The organism is Verrucosispora sp. ts21 (assembly GCF_002879555.1).
Taxonomy (GTDB): Bacteria; Actinomycetota; Actinomycetes; order Mycobacteriales; family Micromonosporaceae; genus Micromonospora; species Micromonospora gifhornensis.
Genome location: NZ_PNOZ01000004.1, coordinates 37615 through 55157 on the forward strand (window position 1 = coordinate 37615; position 17543 = coordinate 55157).

General features: G+C 67.8%; 17 protein-coding genes and 1 pseudogene. 9 read left to right on the forward strand and 9 right to left on the reverse strand.

From position 1 onward, the window contains the following. Positions 1-139: 139 nt before the first annotated feature. Entirely contained in the window at positions 140-1270 is a 1131-nt protein-coding gene (locus C1A38_RS02430) for a PucR family transcriptional regulator (RefSeq protein ID WP_102656187.1), read from the reverse strand. Positions 1271-1395: 125 nt separating this feature from the next. Between C1A38_RS02430 and C1A38_RS02435 the strand changes: the two genes are divergently transcribed. From C1A38_RS02435 to C1A38_RS02450, 4 genes are all read left to right on the forward strand, one after another. Further along, positions 1396-2736 carry a flavin-containing monooxygenase gene (locus tag C1A38_RS02435; protein ID WP_102656188.1) on the forward strand — a complete coding sequence of 447 codons (1341 nt, stop codon included), beginning with the start codon at positions 1396-1398 and terminating at the stop codon, positions 2734-2736. Continuing rightward, positions 2733-3560 carry an SDR family NAD(P)-dependent oxidoreductase gene (locus tag C1A38_RS02440; RefSeq protein ID WP_233196565.1) on the forward strand — a complete coding sequence of 276 codons (828 nt, stop codon included), beginning with the start codon at positions 2733-2735 and terminating at the stop codon, positions 3558-3560. The genes C1A38_RS02435 and C1A38_RS02440 overlap by 4 nt, the downstream gene beginning before the upstream one ends. Beyond that, entirely contained in the window at positions 3557-4900 is a 1344-nt protein-coding gene (locus C1A38_RS02445) for an MFS transporter (RefSeq protein WP_102656190.1), read from the forward strand. The genes C1A38_RS02440 and C1A38_RS02445 overlap by 4 nt, the downstream gene beginning before the upstream one ends. Positions 4901-5330: 430 nt before the next feature. Continuing rightward, positions 5331-5630, forward strand: a complete 300-nt coding sequence (locus C1A38_RS02450) for an NIPSNAP family protein (protein WP_102656268.1) — start codon at positions 5331-5333, stop codon at positions 5628-5630. On the opposite strand, the gene C1A38_RS30595 is transcribed toward C1A38_RS02450, so the two are convergent. Beyond that, complete coding sequence (locus C1A38_RS30595) at positions 5625-5867, reverse strand: hypothetical protein (protein WP_146017409.1); 243 nt, start codon at positions 5865-5867, stop codon at positions 5625-5627. The genes C1A38_RS02450 and C1A38_RS30595 overlap by 6 nt on opposite strands. Before the next feature lie 469 nt (positions 5868-6336). Here C1A38_RS30595 and C1A38_RS02455 point away from each other — a divergent pair, with 469 nt between their 5' ends. After that, positions 6337-6792, forward strand: coding sequence for a hypothetical protein (locus C1A38_RS02455; RefSeq protein ID WP_102656191.1), 456 nt, complete (start codon positions 6337-6339; stop codon positions 6790-6792). 157 nt (positions 6793-6949) lie between these two features. Here the strand turns inward: C1A38_RS02455 and C1A38_RS02460 are convergent, their stop codons facing one another. The 3 genes from C1A38_RS02460 to C1A38_RS02470 all read right to left on the reverse strand — a co-directional run bounded on the left by C1A38_RS02460 (position 6950) and on the right by C1A38_RS02470 (position 10043). Next, entirely contained in the window at positions 6950-7342 is a 393-nt protein-coding gene (locus C1A38_RS02460; RefSeq protein ID WP_102656269.1) for a winged helix-turn-helix transcriptional regulator, read from the reverse strand. A gap of 234 nt (positions 7343-7576) precedes the next feature. Continuing rightward, positions 7577-9049, reverse strand: coding sequence for an MFS transporter (locus tag C1A38_RS02465; RefSeq protein WP_102656192.1), 1473 nt, complete (start codon positions 9047-9049; stop codon positions 7577-7579). Positions 9050-9683: 634 nt separating this feature from the next. Beyond that, positions 9684-10043, reverse strand: coding sequence for a winged helix-turn-helix transcriptional regulator (locus C1A38_RS02470; protein WP_102656193.1), 360 nt, complete (start codon positions 10041-10043; stop codon positions 9684-9686). 90 nt (positions 10044-10133) lie between these two features. On the opposite strand from C1A38_RS02470, the gene C1A38_RS02475 reads away from it, so the two are divergent. The 3 genes from C1A38_RS02475 (at position 10134) to C1A38_RS02485 (ending at position 12942) form a co-directional block, all read left to right on the forward strand. After that, positions 10134-11033 (forward strand): LLM class flavin-dependent oxidoreductase, encoded by a 900-nt coding sequence (locus tag C1A38_RS02475; RefSeq protein ID WP_102656194.1) that lies wholly within the window; start codon positions 10134-10136, stop codon positions 11031-11033. Then, positions 11030-12340: an FAD-binding oxidoreductase gene (locus C1A38_RS02480; RefSeq protein WP_158244831.1), complete on the forward strand. Its 1311-nt coding sequence runs from the start codon at positions 11030-11032 to the stop codon at positions 12338-12340. Before C1A38_RS02475 ends, C1A38_RS02480 begins: the two co-directional genes overlap by 4 nt. An 86-nt stretch (positions 12341-12426) precedes the next feature. Then, on the forward strand, positions 12427-12942 hold the full coding sequence (locus C1A38_RS02485) for a quercetin 2,3-dioxygenase (RefSeq protein WP_102656196.1): 516 nt from the start codon (positions 12427-12429) through the stop codon (positions 12940-12942). A gap of 61 nt (positions 12943-13003) precedes the next feature. On the opposite strand, the gene C1A38_RS02490 is transcribed toward C1A38_RS02485, so the two are convergent. Beyond that, the gene (locus C1A38_RS02490) at positions 13004-13876 is read right to left on the reverse strand and encodes an oxygenase MpaB family protein (RefSeq protein ID WP_102656197.1); all 873 of its coding nucleotides are present in this window, start codon (positions 13874-13876) and stop codon (positions 13004-13006) included. Beyond that, positions 13873-14259: pseudogene (locus C1A38_RS32310) on the reverse strand (DUF6545 domain-containing protein); the annotation flags it as partial. The gene C1A38_RS02490 and the pseudogene C1A38_RS32310, both read right to left, overlap by 4 nt. A gap of 265 nt (positions 14260-14524) precedes the next feature. On the opposite strand from C1A38_RS32310, the gene C1A38_RS02495 reads away from it, so the two are divergent. Continuing rightward, positions 14525-15016 (forward strand): DUF6924 domain-containing protein, encoded by a 492-nt coding sequence (locus C1A38_RS02495; protein WP_102656198.1) that lies wholly within the window; start codon positions 14525-14527, stop codon positions 15014-15016. A gap of 290 nt (positions 15017-15306) precedes the next feature. Here the strand turns inward: C1A38_RS02495 and C1A38_RS02500 are convergent, their stop codons facing one another. Beyond that, complete coding sequence (locus C1A38_RS02500) at positions 15307-16050, reverse strand: creatininase family protein (RefSeq protein ID WP_102656199.1); 744 nt, start codon at positions 16048-16050, stop codon at positions 15307-15309. A 12-nt stretch (positions 16051-16062) separates the two neighbouring features. After that, a complete protein-coding gene (locus C1A38_RS30600; RefSeq protein ID WP_146017410.1) occupies positions 16063-17319 on the reverse strand; it encodes an NsdA family TPR-like regulatory protein in 1257 nt (418 codons plus the stop codon). Positions 17320-17543 lie beyond the last annotated feature (224 nt).

A 17543-nucleotide genomic window follows, 5' to 3' on the forward strand; every position in this document is an offset into this window, starting at 1 on the left:
GTCGAGAGCGTACCGACGACGTCAAAGCGGCCTCGCGGCTCCGATCTTCCCGTCTGGCGGGAGGGTGGTGATCCTGTGTTGGCAACCTGCGGATTCACAGCGGAAACACCGCTTGGACAACACGTCGTGCGGTGCGAGATCAGGTCGCGTCGCGCAGCCAGGTTCGGCAGAGCCACCAGGCGGTCATGGCACCGAAGGTGCCCGCCGGGTCGATGCCGGTGACGGCGGCGAAGCGCCGGACCCGATTGCGAACCGTGTTGGGGTGCACGAAAAGGTTCGCCCCGGCGAGGTCGACATCGCGGTCGCTCTCCAGCCAGGCGAGCACGGCGTGCGCCACCGATTCGGCAGTCGGTCCGAGTGCCGCCCAAGCGGGCGCGTACCGGTCGAGCAGCACCGTTGCCAGGTCTGCCCGCTCGGTCAACGCCGCCAGCCAGGCCACATCGGCAATGTGAACCAGTCCGGTGCGGCCGGTGGACTCGGCGGCGGTCAGGGCCGCGGTGGCGAGCCGCCGCACCGGCGCGAGTTTCTCCGGTTCGGCCGGACCGGCGAGCCCCGCCACGGCCCCGATCCCCTCCAGGCGGGCGGACGGAGCCCGGGACAGAACTCCGACCATCAGGTCGTCCACGGTTGCGCACAGCACCGGCGGGTGCTCGCGTACGGCTCGTTCGATGCCGGCGGCGGTTTCTCCGGGCCGGGCGACGAGCACCCACAGCCCGTCGGTGACCGGAAGGCCGGCCTCGGCGGCTGCCAGCGTGGCCGCCGAACCACCCTGGAGCAGCCGCCGCAGCAGTGCCGTGTCCCGGCGCCCGGGAAGCGGATCCGTGCTGGCTCCGGTAGCCCGATGCGCGCTGATCAGCCGGGCCCGGACGGCCTCGGCCCAGTCGTCGTAAAGGTCCCGGACGTCCAACAGTTGCTCGGCGCTGACGCCTTGGTCCCGGGCGAGTTCCCGGGCCCGGGCCCAGATCGCGCGCTCGGCGAAGTGGATCGCGCCCAGCACCGATTCGATCGGCACGCCCTGCCGGGCGCGGGTGACACCGAGGTCCGCGACGAACGACAGCTCAGCTTCGGTGGGGCCGCGCCGTGCGGCCAAGGCGCGGGTTGCGGCCACCAGCAGAGCGCGGGTGTGTCCGGCGATGTCGGAGGTGGGCAGTGCGGAGACCTCCCGCACGGTGGTACGGACTCCGGCGACCACCGACGGCAGCAGTTCGTCATCGCCCACGACGCGTTCGATCAGGTCCACCACTGTCGTCCAGCCGTCCGGATGCGTCATCCTGTCATGCTCCCCGCCGTTGTGGTGCGCTACAACAAGAACCCGAAACTGCGTGCTCCACGCCATGTATTCGCCCTGTGCCAGGCTCTACGGTTTGGCGGAAGCTACAACCGTCGAGGAGCACCGTGGCCGTTTCGAGTCGGGTGGCGGTGATCGGTGCGGGAGCAGCCGGTCTCGCCACGGTGAAGGCGCTGCTCGACGCCGGTTGTGCGGTGGTGGCGTACGAGAAGGGTGACCGGCCCGGTGGCCTGTGGGTCAGGGACAACAGCAGCGGCTTGTCCCCGGCGTACGCCTCCCTGCACTTGAACACCAGCAAACGCCGCACCGAGTTCGCGGATTTTCCGATGCCCGCGGACTGGCCCGACTATCCGTCGGCCAGTCGCGTCGCCAGTTACCTGGCCGACTATGCGCAGTCGTTCGGTCTCATTCCGCACATCCGGTTCGGGAGCACGGTCACCCGCGTCGAGCGTGACCGGCTCTGGGCGGTGACGACCGAGTCCGGTGACACCGAGCGGTACGACGCCGTGGTGGTCGCGAACGGCCACAACTGGGATCCGCGCTACCCGGATCCGGCTTATCCGGGGACGTTCCACGGCACCCAGATGCACGCCCACGACTACCGCACGCCGGACGTCTTCCGGGATCGGCGGGTGCTGATCGTCGGCATGGGCAACTCGGCCATGGACATCGCGGTGGACGCCTCGCACGTCGCTCGAGGGCCGGTCCTGCTCTCCGCCCGGCGCGGCGTCCACATCGTCCCCAAGTACCTGTTCGGCCGCCCGGCCGACGCGACCGGTGGCGCCCTCGCCGCCCTGCCGTGGCGGCTGCGGCAGCGTATCGCCGAGACCCTGTTGCGGCTCGCCGTCGGGACCCCGCAGAGGTACGGCTTACCCGCCCCGGCCGGTGGCCTGTTCCAGAACCATCCGACGATCAGCGACACGATCCTGCACCGGCTCACCCACGGTGAGGTGACCCCGCGTCCCGGCATCGAACGGCTGGACGGGGAACGGGTGATGTTCACCGACGGCAGCGCCGACCCGGTCGACGTGATCGTCTGGGCCACCGGGTACCGGGTGAGTATCCCGTTCCTGTCCCCTCAATGGCTGGGCCCCGACCCCCAGCAGCTGCCGCTGTACCAGCGGGTCTTCCATCTCGACGACCCCAGCCTGGCATTCGTCGGCCTGATGCAGTCCACCGGTGCCGCTCTGCCGGTCGTGGAGGTCCAGGCCAAACTGGTCGCCGCGTATCTCTCCGGCGACTATGCCCTGCCCAGCATCGACGAACAGCAGCACGCCGTGCAGCGAGCCTTGCGCGCCGCGATCGAGCGGTGGGGCACGAACGCGCGGCCGCACATGCGTATCGATTTCGACAGGTACGTCGCCGACCTGCCCCGGGAGATCGCGGCTGGCCGCAATCGCCTCGCCCGAGGCGGACGCACCTTCACCGCCCAGGAGAGTGTGGTTTGAGCGCCCGAGACCCCCGCGGATTGCGTGTCCTCGTCACCGGTGCCTCCGGCACGTTCGGCCGGGCCATCTGTGCCCGCCTGGACGAACTCGGAGCCGAGGTCGTCGGGTTGGACCTGGCACCCCGCGCCGATGACCCGGTCCGGGTCCTGGCCTGCGACATCACCGACGACGACGCGGTGCCGGCGGCGGTACGCGAAGCAATTGACCACCTCGGTGGGCTCGACCTGCTGATCAACAACGCCGGAATCGGTGGGCCCGCCCCGGCCGAACTGGCGCCGGGCACGGAAGTACGCCGCCAGCTCGACATCAACCTGCTGGGCACCTGGCGGGTCACCGCCGCATGTGTGGACGCGCTGGTCGCCTCTGGTGGCCGGATAGTCATGCTCAGCTCGCGGATGGCCGTCATGCAGTTGCCGCTGGCCGCTGCGTACGGCGCCTCCAAGCGCGCCCTGGTCGCGTACGCGGACGCGCTGCGTCTGGAGCTCGGCACCCATGTCGGCGTCACCTGCGTGTACCCGTCGGCGGTACGAAGCCCGATCCACGACTCGACGGCAGCGGCCGGGCTCTCGCTGGAGGGCATGAGCCAGTACGAGCCGCTGGACGGGGTGGTCCGCACCGTGCTGCGCGCCGCGCTCAGTCGCCGTCCTCGCCGTGATCTACCCACCACCCGGCGGGGCGCGGTCGAGTTCTTCCTGGCCCGTCACCTGCCCGCGCTGACCGATCGGATCGTGGCGCGCACCCTCGCCGGCCGGGTCCGCTCCGGCGCGTTCCAGGGCGCCGAGCTGGCCGCGGGTGTGGTCGCACGCCACGAGGCGACCCGATGACGGCGCTGCGCGGGACGGCGGGCGAGGTGCGGACCAGGGCAGGTGACCTGACCGCGTACGCCACTGGTTCGGTCGGGATGGGCGTCTGGGTGACCGTTCCCGGCCTGCTGTTGCTCTATTTCCTCACCAATACGCTCGGTGTCTCGCCGTTCCTGGCCGGTCTCACCCTGCTGCTGCCGAAGATCATCGACATCATCGTGCATCCGATGCTGGGCAGCCGATCCGATCGGGAAGCGCGCAGCAGCGGACACCGGCTCGGCATGCTGCGGGTCGGCCTGCTGCTTCCGGTGGCCATGGTGGCGATGTTCTCGGTGCCCGCCGGTTTCTCCGGCGCATCGGCGGCGCTCTGGGTGGGCGGCTGGTTCATCGCCGGCAACCTGCTCTTCGCGTGTTTCCAGGTGCCCTACCTGACCACCCCGTCCGATCTTCGAGTCGGGTACCACGAGCGCACCCGGGTGTTCATGTTCCGGATGCTCTTCCTCACCCTCGGGTTGCTTGGTGCCGGTGTGGCCGCACCGGCGCTGGTGGCGTCGGGACGGCGCGGCGACTACGGCTGGATGGCCCTGCTGCTCTCCGGCGTCATGGTGATCTCCGGGCTGGTCGCACTGACCGGGGTACGGCGTCTCACTGCCCACGCCGGTTTCCGGATGCCCGACCAGCAGGCCGCCCACTCGACCATCGGTGACATCGCGGTCGCCTGGCGGGACCCCGACTTCCGCGCGCTGGTGTTGTCCTACCTGTTCACCGGCACCACTACCCACCTGTTCCTCGCAGCGCTGCCGTTCTACACCAGGTACGTCTTCGAGAACTCTGGGCTGACCGCCGTGTTCATGGGGGCGTTCCTCGGTCCAGCGGTCGTCGCCGGTCCGGTGTGGATGCAGGTGTCCCGGCGCATCGGCAAGCAGCGTGGCCTGCTGATCTGCCAGGCGGTCTTCGTGGCCGGTTCGCTGGCGCCGCTGCTCGGCTACGGCACCGGGCCGGCTGTCGCGGTGGTCGGCGTCCTGGGCATCGCGTTCGCCGGGCTGCAGCTGTTCGCGTTCTCGATGGTCCCGGATGCGGTCGCGGCCGCCGAGCAGCGCGGTACCGTCCGGGCTGGCGCCTACACCGGTGTCTGGACTGCCACCGAAGCCACCGGCACCGCAATCGGCCCGTACGTGTACTCGGCCGTGCTCGCCCTGGGCGGCTTCATCTCCACCACCGAGGGGCAGACCGTGACGCAGCCGGAGTCCGCCCACACCGCCCTGTTGATCGGCTTCACCGTGGTCCCGGCGGTGCTGATGGCCGCGGCGCTGACATTCCAAGTGCGCTGGAAGCTGGATCGGACACGCCACACCGGTTGATTACGTGCTCAGGCCGGCACCGGTCGTCGAGCGAAAGCTCGCATGGCCAGCGCCCCGAGCATCGGGCGGGGGAGCCCAACGCCAGCCGACGGCGTCGGCCAGGAATGCCGCGACGGCGGCGGGCGGGGCGGTGATGGGCTTCTCCCTGAGATGTGGACACCCTGAAACTGGACGTTGGTCCAGAGGAAGGGGTGTCCCCGTTGGGGCGTCCATCGAAGTACACGGAAGAGTTTCAGCGTGATGCGGTGGACCTGGTCCGTTCGTCGGGGCGGCCGATTGGCCGCCGTCATGGTTCCGCTGTTACTGGTGAAGGTGACGAGGAGCCAAGCCTGGCGGGCGCCAACGTCAGTGAGGAAGAAGCCGGCTACCGGCTTGCGTGTGTGGCTTCAGCTACGGCGATGACGGAACGGACTCGGGCGGGGTGGTAGGCGTGGCCAGAACCGTGCAGATTCGTACCTACACGGTGCGGGATGGGCTGTTGGACGAGTGGGTGGACCGGTGGCAGCGCCTGGTCGTTCCGCTACGTCGTGATCTCGGTTTCGAGATCCACGGTTCGTGGAAGGATCACGCGCGTAACCAGCATGTATGGGTGATCTCCTATGACGGGCCTGGGTCGTTCGAGGAGGCAAACGCCGCTTACTGGGCCTCGGAGCGCCGTAAGACGCTTGGGCTGGATCCGGGCGACTACCTGGTGGGGGAGGAGACCCGCGAGGTCGAACAGACGTTATGAGTCCGCGTCGACCGGCAGCAGGTGAGCACGCCGCTCATCGTCGGTGAGCCCGCGGAACACCCGGGTCCGCGCCACGGCGGTCAGCTCGTCTAAGTCGACGCGGTCTGCCCAGACGCGGGTGGTGCCGTCCGCCGAGCCGGGGACCGCGCCGTCATCGGTAGGCTGCGGCAAGCCTTCGGAAGGGGAGGCGATGACGCGGTACGCAATCGACGAGATTCGTAGCGAGTTGATGGCCACCTGGGTAACTAGCTGTGCTCTGTCGCGATCCGGGTCGCGGCGCTGCCGGCGAGCGCGACATCGAGGCAGCGGATGGCGTTGGCAGCCGAGTTGTCACGGCTGTTGGAAGCCCTGCGACGCTGCTATCCGCATCCGACGAGCGCCGCCGACAGCTTGGAGCTCGATGCCGGGTAGTACTCGACGTCCTCGGCTGCCACCTTCGCGTGAGGGGTGGCGACGAGAGCGGATCCGTAGCCAGTTCGCGTCGGTGACGGCGCACCAGCAAGGCGAACCTGCCCGACGGCGATGGCATGCCGGCGGTCGCGTACGACCCTGTCGAGGAGTACGCCCACCGGGTGGGCCGTTGCCCTGACGTCGTCGTGGACACCGACCTCACCCGATCCCGACCGACCGTCCGCTCGGCGCAGGCACGTTTGTCATCGGTGTGCATCGTTGGCGGCGGGGGTGGAGTCGTTACACGGGAGGCATCATGAGCAGTACGACTAATCGCCACGCTGTTGGTGCGGCTGTCGCCTGGATGGTGTTCGTCGCTCAGGCGCCCTTCGTCTACGCCGGACTGATTGTGTACGCCTGGAACACCACCGGGGATCTAGGTGGCCCATTCGCTCTTCCGGCAATGTGCTGCTCGCTGACGTGTGTGGGTGCCGCCCTCGTGCCGTTGCTGTTCGTGCCGGCGGGCTGGGTTGGTGAGATCACCGCGAAGAGCGGACACCTTCACATGAAGTTGCTGGTCGCGTTCGCCGTCGCCGCGGTGCTGGCAATGATCTACGTGGCTGGCATAACAGTACTAACCGGCGGGCCGACGGCTGTTGGCACACTGTTGCTGTGCTTGTGCGGCACGGGCGCTGTGCTTGGTCCTACTGCGGCCTACGTCGGCGTAATCCACCGCAGGCCGAGAATGAGTCCGAGCCACCTTGATCGTTAGCCTGTGGCCTGGCGTTTCCGTCCCAGGTGTTGCTTGACGGTTGGTCCAGGTTCCCTGCGTTCCTCTTCCTTTCCGAACTGATCGTCGAACAAGGCGTAGGTGACCAGGACGGCGTGCTCAGGGGAAGTGAGGTTCCCCCCGGGATGTGGACACCGGGTTATGCCGCGACCTGATGCAGCGTAGTCGGTGCGAGGGTCTGTTCCGAGGCGACCCGATGCGCTTCCGCTCGCGCCATATGCTGCTCGCCCCACCTGGCCAGGGGCCGAACTGCCTGCAGAAGGTTCATGGCGTGCGAAGTGGGCGTGTAGTACACCTGCACCGGTGAGCTCGGCACGACGGTCCGGGCCAGGAGCCCGAGTGTCTCGAGCTCCCGAAGCCGCAGGGTGAGCATTCTGTCGGAGATGCCATTCACCGTCCGGCGGTACTCTCGGAACCGGCGCGCCCCCGATACACCGGCGGTCAGGATTTCCCCAGTCCAGCGGCGGCCCAGCGTCTCGAGTACGCCCTGCACCCCCTGCATGGCTTCCTTGGTCTCCCGGCACTCATCCATCACCCTCACAAAGGCGAGCGTTCCTAGCCCGGGCCGGTTTCGCAAGGTTCACGTGACAAGCATCGCCACCGTCGGCAGACGCCTGCAGCCGAACTCTGGGCGGACAGCGGCGAGCAGCACGCGGACTCATGAGCCGGGTGATCGAGCCCGTCTTGCCATCATCAGGCCAGAGCGGGGACGCCCGAGAGGCGTCCCCGCTTGGTGACCGTCGGCCGACGACTCTCGGCCGCTGCCTCAATCTCCCAGGGCGGGCTCGAGGTTGATGACCGGTGTCTGGCCACGCTCGGCCTGTTCGTCCGGGCGGGGGGTGTGCCGGCCGTCCGCCGCGCGCAGTCCGACGATGACAACGGCGGCCCCCACCAGCAGGATCACGGCGCCGATCAGGAAGCCCCGGTCGAAGCCCTCGACCAGGGCGTCGTTCGGGGTGGCGCCGCCGGCGATCAGATCGGCCGTGTACGCAGCGGCGACCGAGCTCAGCGTGGCCAGGCCGATCGCGCTGCCCAGCTGCTGTGACGTGTTGATCAGACCGGATGCCAGTCCGCTCTCCTCGGGCCGCACGCCGACCGACGCGACCAGGAACAGCGATGCCCACGAGAAGCCGGCACCGATCGCGGTCAGGAGCATGCCGGGGAGAATCCCGCTGGCGTACGAGCTGTCCGTCTCGAGGAAGCTGAGGTGGAACAGACCAGCCCCCACGATGACCAGGCCGATCGACAGCGGGAGCTTCGGACCTGCCTTGGCGATGACCTTTTGAGCCACTCCACCCACAGCAGCCATCGCGATGGGCCACGGCAGGTACGCCAGGCCCACCTCGATCGGGCCGTAGCCCTTCACCTGCGCCAGGTACAGCGTCGGGAAGAACATCATGACGAACATGCCGCCGGTCATGAGGATCATCGCGATGTTCGCCGACGCCAGGGCGCGGCCCTTGAAGATGCCCAGGCGCACCAGGGGCTGCTTGGATGCGGCTTCGACGACCAGGAACAGCCCGATCAGGGCGGCAGCTCCGGCGATGATCAGCCACACCCGGGCCGAGCCCCAGCCCCAGTCGACCGCGTTCACAACCCCGTAGGCCAGAAGCATGAGGCCGGCGGTGATGATGACCGCTCCTGGCAGATCCATGCGGGTCTGCCGCGCCGCTTCGTGTCGGTTGTTCGGGATGGTGCGCAGCGCTCCGATGATCGTGATCGCGACGATGGGCACGTTCACCAGGAAGATTGCCCGCCAGTCGAGCCATTCGGTGAGGGCGCCGCCTGCCAGCATGCCGGCGGCGCTGCCGGTTGCGGTGACAGCGCTGAAGTACCCGAGCGCCTTCGCGCGCTCCCGTACCCCTTCGAAGGTCACGATGATGATGGACAGCACGGCGGGCGAGGTGAGCGCGGCGCCGAGCCCCTGTACCGCCCGACCGACTATCAGCGTCTCCGGATTCTGCGCGATGCCGTTGACCAGCGACGACAGTCCGAACAGCGTCAGGCCGATGATGAACAGGCGCTGCCTGCCCAACAGGTCGCCGGCCCGCCCGCCGAAGAGCAGGAAACCACCGAACAGCAGGATGTACGCGTTGATTACCCACTGGAGTTGTAGCTGGCTGTCGAAGTGCAGCCCCGTGTCAATCGACGGGAGCGCCACCGTCACGATCGTCCCATCCAGCACGACCATGAACTGGGCAGTAAGGACGGTCCAGAGGACCGCCTTGGACCTTGCCATTGTTCCCCCACATCTAGAGACGCGCCGACCGGAGGTCCGGCCGCGTTATCCAGAATCAGTGAGGTCCGGGGCGGCAACAAATTGCCCTTAAGTTACTTACTTTTTGCCGCTGTTTTGTTAGTGCTCCAGATGGAACCCGGTAGAGTCGTGAGTTTTCGCTGGTAGTTGCTGTTCTGGCGCGGTATTGGTGTCGCTATTGTCATCGTGACCAACGATGTGTTTGCCGAAGGGTCGGATGGTGGTGACCAGGTGTGCCCGGAAACGGTAGCCTTCGCCCAGGGTCAAACGGGCCACGGCTTTCTTCGCGTTAGTGTCAAAGTGATCCGGGTGTCCCGACGAGGATCGCTCGTTAATTCGCTGTCCCGGCCTGTGGGTGGCTTGTCCTGGTGCGCGGTCCTGCCGGAACTCCCACGTCGGTCGCGGAGTGGCTTGATGGAAGCCTGACGATCGTTCCACCGGCTTGACTGGAGATGGAAGTCGACGATCGCGGCGTTGCGGGGGTGCAGCGGGCGGATCATGCCGAAGCCGTTCATCCACGAGTTCGTCGGGGCGCCGACGGATCCGAGGGGGATGTTGTGGTCGTCGACGCCGGCCCAGCGTTTCATGCCACCCTTGCCGCCGACCGGCCGTAGGGCTAGCGTGCACGCCGAGCGGAACGTTCGATGCTCCATCTCGTCAGCGGCTGCAGGGCCTGCGACAAGGCCTTGCCGTCGGCACTGAGGTCGTACCGGATCTGCACCGGCGTGCTGGGGATCACGGTCCGCTCGATGAGCCCGTTTGCCTCGAGCTCCTTCAGGCGCTGCGTCAGCATTCGGTCGGAGATGCCATCGATGGCGGCGCGGTACTCGCCGAAGCGGCGAGCACCTTGAGCGGCGGCGGCCAGGATCGAGCCTGTCCAGCGGCGCCCGATCAGCTCGAGCGTCTCCTGGAAGCTCGGGCACGTGTCATCGTTGATCGAGTTGCGTTCCGGGCGCAGCTGCTGCGTGTTGATCATCTTGCGGCTCCCGAGTCGACATCTACTTACTAAAGATAAGCATCTTACCGGTCGTTTGTTCCGACGTGCCGTCCGCCGCATCGTGGACCCATGACCGACTACGGACGCCCTCTCGCCTTCGGGCTGAGCCTGGATCCCTCGGCCGCGTCACTGGACCAGACCCGGCACCTCGCGCGTCTGGCCGAGAACGTTGGCCTGGACCTCCTCGCCGTGCAGGACCACCCCTACCAGCCGGGGCACCTGGACAGCTGGACTCTGATCAGCAGCCTCGCTGTCGCCACGGAGCGCATCTCCTTCTTCACCGACGTGGCGGACCTGCAACTGCGCCCACCGACGATGCTCGCCAAGGCCGCCGCCTCGCTGAGCGTGCTCACCGACGGCCGCATCCACCTCGGCGTCGGCGGTGGCGCCTTCGCCGACGCCATCGCCTCAATGGGCGGTGTGCCCCGACGCGGCGGACAGATGGTCACCTTCACGGAGGAGTCGCTCATGCTCCTGCGGGCGGCCCTGGCCGCGGACCCCGTACGACTGCAAACCCCCCATCACTCGGTGACCGGCTATCGCGCCGGCCCTCGGCCGCCCAAGCCCGTCGGACTCTGGCTCGGTGCCCAAGGGCCCAAGATGCTGGCGGTCACCGGCAGGGCGGCGGACGGATGGGTCTCGCCGCTCAACATCTACGTTCCGCCGCAGCACGTGCCCGCCCGCCAGCAGATCATCGATGAGGCGGCTACGGCTGCCGGACGTGCCCCGGAATCGGTTCGGCGAATTTACAACGTGATCGGCGCCATCGGGCATTTCCGGGGCGCCCAGGGACTGGTGGGTGGCGTGCGCCAATGGGTGGACACGCTCAGCGAATGGGTGGTCGTCCTCGGGTTCGACACCTTCGTGTTCTGGCCCGTGGCCGACCCCGAAAACCAGCTCTCGATTTTTGCCGCCGAGATTGTCCCGGCGGTCCGCGACCGCGTCGAAGCCCTCAGGAGTACACGATGACCACGCGCCTTGGCGCCGTCCCGGCCGGCCTGACCGGCAAAATCGTCACCGAGGGTGATCCTCGCTACAGACTGCTCCGCTCCACATACACCACCGTCGGCCAGCCCGCAGCAGTCGTCCTCGCCAAGTCGGCCGACGACGTCGCCGCGGCGCTGCGGCTCGCCCGCGAGCGGAATCTCCCCCTCGCGGTCCGCAGCGGCGGGCATGGCCTGTCCGGAAGCGCCACGAACGACAACGGACTCGTCATCGACCTGAGCGAGATGCGCCGCGTCGACGTCCTCGATCGCCGTACGCGCCTGGTGCGGGTGGAGGCGGGCGCCCGCTGGGCGCAGGTCGCAAAGGCACTCGCCCCGCACGGACTGGCTATCAGCTCCGGCGACCACGGCAACGTCGGTGTCGGAGGCCTGGCAACGGCGGGCGGCATCGGATGGCTCGTCCGGCACTACGGACTCACCATCGACCACGTCCGCGCAGTGGAGGTGGTGCTGGCCGACGGCACCCAGGTCCGCGCCGATGCCGACACCGAGCCCGATCTGTTGTGGGTGATGCGCGGTGCGGGAGCCGGCGCGGGGATCGCGGTGGCCTTCGAGATCGAGGCCATCGAACTGCGTGACGTCGGGTTCGCCCAGCTCGTCATGCGAGTGGATGGGGCCGGCGGTAACCTGCAGCGCTGGGGTGCCGTCATGGCAGCCGCGCCACGTGCCCTGACAACGGCGGTGATGCTGACCTCCCAGGGCAACACGCCGGTCGCCTCCATCACCGCCGTCGTGGCCTCGGACAAGCCGGCCACGATCCAGCAAGCCCTTCAGCCGCTCCTCGATATCAGGGGAATCGCGGTCCAACAGGCACAGGTCCTGCCGTACCCGAAATTGGTCCCACCGGCGCATCTGCACCCGAATACCGGTCAGATGCCCACTCACACCACCAACGGCCTGTTCGCGGGCATCAACCGCGACGCGGCCCGCGCCCTGGTGAAGGCGGTGACGGGCCGCGACCCGGTCCTGATCCAGCTGCGCTCACTCGGCGGCGCCGCCAACGACCTGGACCCGGACGCCACCGCCTACCCACATCGTCACCACAAGACGCTGGTCATCGCCTCGACGTTCCCACCGTACGGCCGGAAGGCCCTTTCGACCGCTTGGGGTGCCTTCGCACCGCACGTGGACGGCGCGTACGTGAACTTCGAGAGCCATCCCGATGCGACGACATTCGCTCGCGCCTACCCAGGGCCGACCGGCGCCCGGGTCCACGAGCTGTGGAAGCGCTACGACCCCGACGGCATCCTGCACCGATCTGCGAAGGCCTGACGAGCGTCCTCCCTGAACCCTCCACAAGCCCACGCAACAGGGCGGCACCCGGCTGCCCTTCCCTGCACAAATCCAAGGAGTAGCAGATGAGTTTCCCGTTCCCCGTGCCCGACAAGAACGACCCGCGGTGGACCGCTCGCGGCGGCATCTTCGTCCGGCACTCCGAGGGCACCCACAGGTGGCTCGCAGGCGACACCTACACCATCAAGGTCACCGCAGACGACACCAACGGCTCTCTCGGGTTCATCGAAGCCACCGTGCCACCCGGGGCGGGACCGGTGGCACACAGCCACGGCAACGAGGACGAAGCGTTCTACGTGCTGTCGGGCCGCCTGGAGTTCCTCAACGGCGATGAACTCCACGTGGCCGAGGCCGGTGACTTCGTCTTCATCCCGCGCGGCAACCGGCACAGGTTCACAAACGTGGGCGACACCGACGCCAGAATGCTGGTCATCTTCACCCCGGGCGGACACGAGAAGTTCTTCGTGGACAACGGAGACGAGCCCCAGCCCGGACAACAGCCACCCCAGTGGGGCCCGGAACGCTACGCCAGGCTCGTGGACCAGCTGCTCGCGCAGAACGTAACCATTCTCCCTGAGTAGGCGTCCGGGAGCCCTGGTTACCTTGCCGCCAGTGCGGACGATGGCAACACCGGCCACTCGCTCATGCGTCGGGACGGTCAGGCGCCGGGGCTCCCTGCGGACCGAGGCGGCTGATCTCGTACCCGTCGGGATAGCTCTTGGTTTTGATCCCGTCGGCGAACAACGGCGTCGTCCGGGGCGCCCCGAACCAACGCTGCAACCGCGAGCGCGTCTTCAGACCCAGGTGCAGGCCAGCCCGGACCGGCCACGCCGGCGTATCGAGCCGCATCGCCCGGCGGAGTGGCGCGTCATACATGGCGCTGACCAGGGCGTTGCCCAGCGGCGCGAGAGGCTTGGGGATGCGGGTGAGCATCAGCATGCGGGTGGCCCGCTCGATGGCGGCCGCGTCGTCGTTGGGCTTCAGGTGCGCCGCGTCGTGGGCGTCGAACCAGGCCTCGAACGCCTCGTAGGAGTCGGGGATGTCGTGGATGCCCATCCGGCGGCCGAGCTCCCGATAGAAGAGGTAGGTGGCCTGCCGTTCGTGGCAGCACGGGCGGCGCCAGCCGTACCGCTGCAGCCAGCGAGTCGGAATCACCACCAGACAGCCGAGGACGTAGAGGTAGTCGTCGTTGCCGATGTCATACGGGCGGTGAATCTGGTTGACCCGTCGCAGCGCCTCCCGCCCCCGCGGCTGGTCGAAGCCGTTGAGCATCATCTCGTACATGAGGAGTCCGGTGTCGTCGATGCGCTTCTGCGCACGTTCGGTCAGCTCGCCAGTGGCGACGTGCACGGCCGAGATCGACGGGATCGAGAAGGATCGGTTGAAGGCGAGGTTGAGCCCGAGCTTCATGTCCCACGGGAACTCGTACCGCAGCATCGTCTGATAGATGGCCAGGTAGTCATGCTCGGGGCTGTGGGCGCGGATACGAGCGAGGTTGGCGTATCGAGCTCTCATCGGCTGGTGCCTCCAAGGATGGACTGCGAGGCGGGCAGGTGCCGGGAGGCAGCAAGCCTCCGGGCTACCACGAACGACCGGGTGTAGGTGATGGACACGACGTCAGCCAGGCGATCTCGCCAGCGTAAGCGCCGCAGGGGCGTGCAAGTCATCCGAGGGTAGAGGGAGCGTGACCGCAGCGCCTGCGCGGAGGGGGTTGCGCGAGCGCGCAGGCCAATGTGCGCCTCCTCAGCGGCTCGTGGTCCTCCGGTGGCGAGTCCGGCCCGCTCCGTGAACTGCATGGCCAGCGCGGTCACCCTGGCCATGTGCGGGCGTAAGGCGAGTCGCGCGTCCCGGATCTCGGCGACTCGGCGGGTCAGGGCGTGGCCGATGTCTCGAACGGAAGACCAAGAACTCGGTGCGCACCGAGGTCAGGCCACTGACCAGCCGCCGGCCGGGCGGGACGGCTCATCGGTGGGCGGCGGGACCGTGGCCACGAGACCGGCGGCCGCGCCGCGATGGACCGCCTCATCGAGCCGCCCTGCACCGTGCCTGGTGCAGGGCGGGCGGACGTGGTCGATGCGGGGCGGTCGGGGCCGGCGGAGCCGAAGGTGCTCATGATGCGCTGAACCGGCGGGACCCCGTCCCGTTCTACCCAATGTGCAAACCATGCCAAGCTCGAACACCCGGGATGATCTCTCGGCCGTCATCATCAGGACCGACTACTCTGACGAAGCCACCTGGCAGACGGTGCGGCGAGAACTGCAGGCCGGTGACCGCAGTGGCCTGCTCGACGGGGAAGACCTCGACGGGGAAGTTGCCGTTGTGCCCCCTCTGATCGTCGAGGACCCGGCCTGGGCGGGGGCATCGGTGGACGACGTGCTGGCGGCCATCGGCGACGACGACCTCGCCGTCGTGTTCATCGCGGACGCGGCCACCCTGGCCGACCCTGAGTACAAACTGCTCGCTGTCGCGGTCACCAGCGGACTGGACCCCCAGGAGGCCGAGACGATCCTGGAGTTCGGACGGGAGTTCCGGATCGTGCCGGGGTGGATCGAGGTCTTCAACAGCAACCTGGCCCTCGGAAACATGGACTTCGACGAGTACGCGGAAGTTGCTCGGGCCACTGCCGACGGAGCCTTCCGGGGTTTCCTGGACTGACCGAACTCGCAGCAGGTCGACGCCTGCACGCGAGTTCGTGTCCGGGAGGACGTGGAAGTGCACCTACTGGTGGCGCGGCCCTGCTACTCGCGCAGGGTCGACCCGGTGCTGCCCGCGTCCCGATCCGAGCGACGGGAGCGTATAGCTGCTGGTCGTCGGGCACCGCTGCCTGCTCCTCGGACCACTCCTGATGGGTCTGACCATCGGCACGATAGCCCTCTGGTCCCTGAAGCCGCCGGTGGTCTGGGGAGTCTGCTGCACCGATAGGTGGCGGTGGTTGGTGGCAGGGGCTAGGAACCCGGCCGAGGATCTTTGGGTCTGTCGTCGGTGAGCAGGATGGTGGCGTGGTTGTCGAAGGATTGTGCGAGGCTTGTCAGGAGGGCTTGGCCTTTGGCTGGGGTGCCTGCTGATGGTTGGCCGATGACTCCGGTTTTCGTGTAGGCGCGCATTCCTTTGACGAGCAGCATGGTGCGGTCGTCAGCGGTGTGGTCGCCGGTGGTGAAGTCGGTGCCGACCGTGTGGGGTAGGACGTGCAGGAGGATGGATACTTCCAGCTCGCCGGCGTGCATGTCGTGGTGGGCGTCGGTGTCCAGGTGCGCGTCCTGTCGGGCCTTGTCCCAATCGGTGCGGGTGGGGAAGAGAGTCATCGAGCCGGGGGCGGTGGCGTTGGCGGTCTGCACGATGTTGGACAGCACGTAGTTGCCGCCGTGGCCGTTGACAATGGCCAGCCGGGTGATGCCACTCGCGGCGAGCGACGCGCGGATGTCGTCGATGAGTGCGGAGAGTGTCTGGTGGCTGATGCTGACGGTGCCGGGCCAGCCGGCGTGTTCGTGTGAGCAGGACAGTGTGATCGGCGGTAGGAGCAGCACGTTGTGTCGTTGTGCGATGGCTGCGGCGATGGCGGTGGCGACGATCGTGTCGGTGGTCAGGGGCAGGAACGATCCGTGTTGTTCGAAGCTGCCGATGGGCAGAACTGCTACCTCAGGTGCCCGGGCTGCGACGTCGGTGCTGGTGGCGGTCGGTAGCAGGTCCATTCGGTCATTTTGTCACTGGCGCGTCACTGCGGTGCGATGCCCGTTGATGAAGCTGCGGACTGCAGGGAGCGTGTGGTGCTGGCGTAGCGCTATCGCGAGTGGGCCGATCGCGCGGATGATCCGGTAGGAGGCGGTTTCGTCTGCGAGGCGAAGCGCGCTGCTGCCGTGGTGGGCGGCGCGTTCGGGATCGTGGTGCAGATAGCATTCGCCGAGGTGGGCATGCCAGAGCCCGATATCGATGAGAGTGACGGGTGGTTGATCGTCGAGGAGTTCCTCGAAGATCATGGTGGCCGATGCTGCGTCGCCGAGTAGGTAACGGCAGCGGGCGTCGACGGCGGCAACGTAGCGCAGGTCGCAATGCCGGGCGAAGTGGTCGTCGCCGGTGGTGGCGCCGACGTTGGTGAGTTCACGGCGCGCGGCGGTAATGGCGGCGGTGGTGTCGTCGTCGTTGCCACTGGCGGCAAGGGCTTCCGCCATGCGGGCTAAGCACAATGCGCGGGTGCGGGCCGGGACCGGGCCGGGTGTCAAGGACCGCCGTGAGAAGGTGATCGCGACGCGGATGTCGCCGTTGTCGAGAGCGCGCTGGCTGTGCCGCATGCAGGCGTAGGCGGTCAGTGGCAGGTCACCAGCTTCGACGGCACGACGGCGCGACCGGTCGAGCCATACTCCACCGTCAGGAGCGATGGTGGTGTTGTCGGCAATCCAGCTCATGAACTCCGACCAGCGGGCGTCCACGCCTGCGAGGTCCGGACGGGTACCGCCGCGTTGCAGGGCGTCGAGGATCTCTAGGCGTTCCCGTACGCGGATTCCGAGTTCAGGCCACGTCTGTGGAGGCTGGGCGGTGAGCTGATCGAGTTCGTCATGCCACGCCTGCGGATCAGCGCAGGCGAGTTCATCGTCCAGGAGCGATCGACAAATTCTTGGACGGTCCGGTATCGGGCGACGTGGGGTGCTGTCTGGTGTGCGTCGCGGACTGTAGAGGCCGAGGTCGGCGTCAGTGGAGGCAGAGAGCACCTGGCGTAGGGCGTCGCGGCGCTCCCGGCTGGGCCAGCGATGCTCCCCACGCTCAAGTTTGCCGACCCACCGATGATCGACATAGTAAGCGGCCAGATTCTGCCCAGGGTAAAGGCGGTCAAGGGCAGCGTTGACGGCGTCGGCCAACTCGGCACGGGACATGCGCTGGCCAGCGCGGCGCGGTGAGATCCGCCGACGGCGCGCATCGGCAAGCAATGAGTTAGGGATTATGGCCGTCTCGGGATGGCGGGGCACCGACACCTCCTTCACGCCACGGCCAGCACGTCTCGTCACACACGCTCAGGCGATCAGCCCGCCTGGAATTCGCGTAGGCCGTCCAGCGCAGTTTGCCGCTGTCGGTCCGATCGACCTGACTGGCAAGTCAATCTTACGGGAGGATCATGGGCGATTTCGTGGGCGACACTGCGATGGTCGGCGGAGTCTGCGGCTATTCGAACCTACCTCTCCTCTGTGAATGG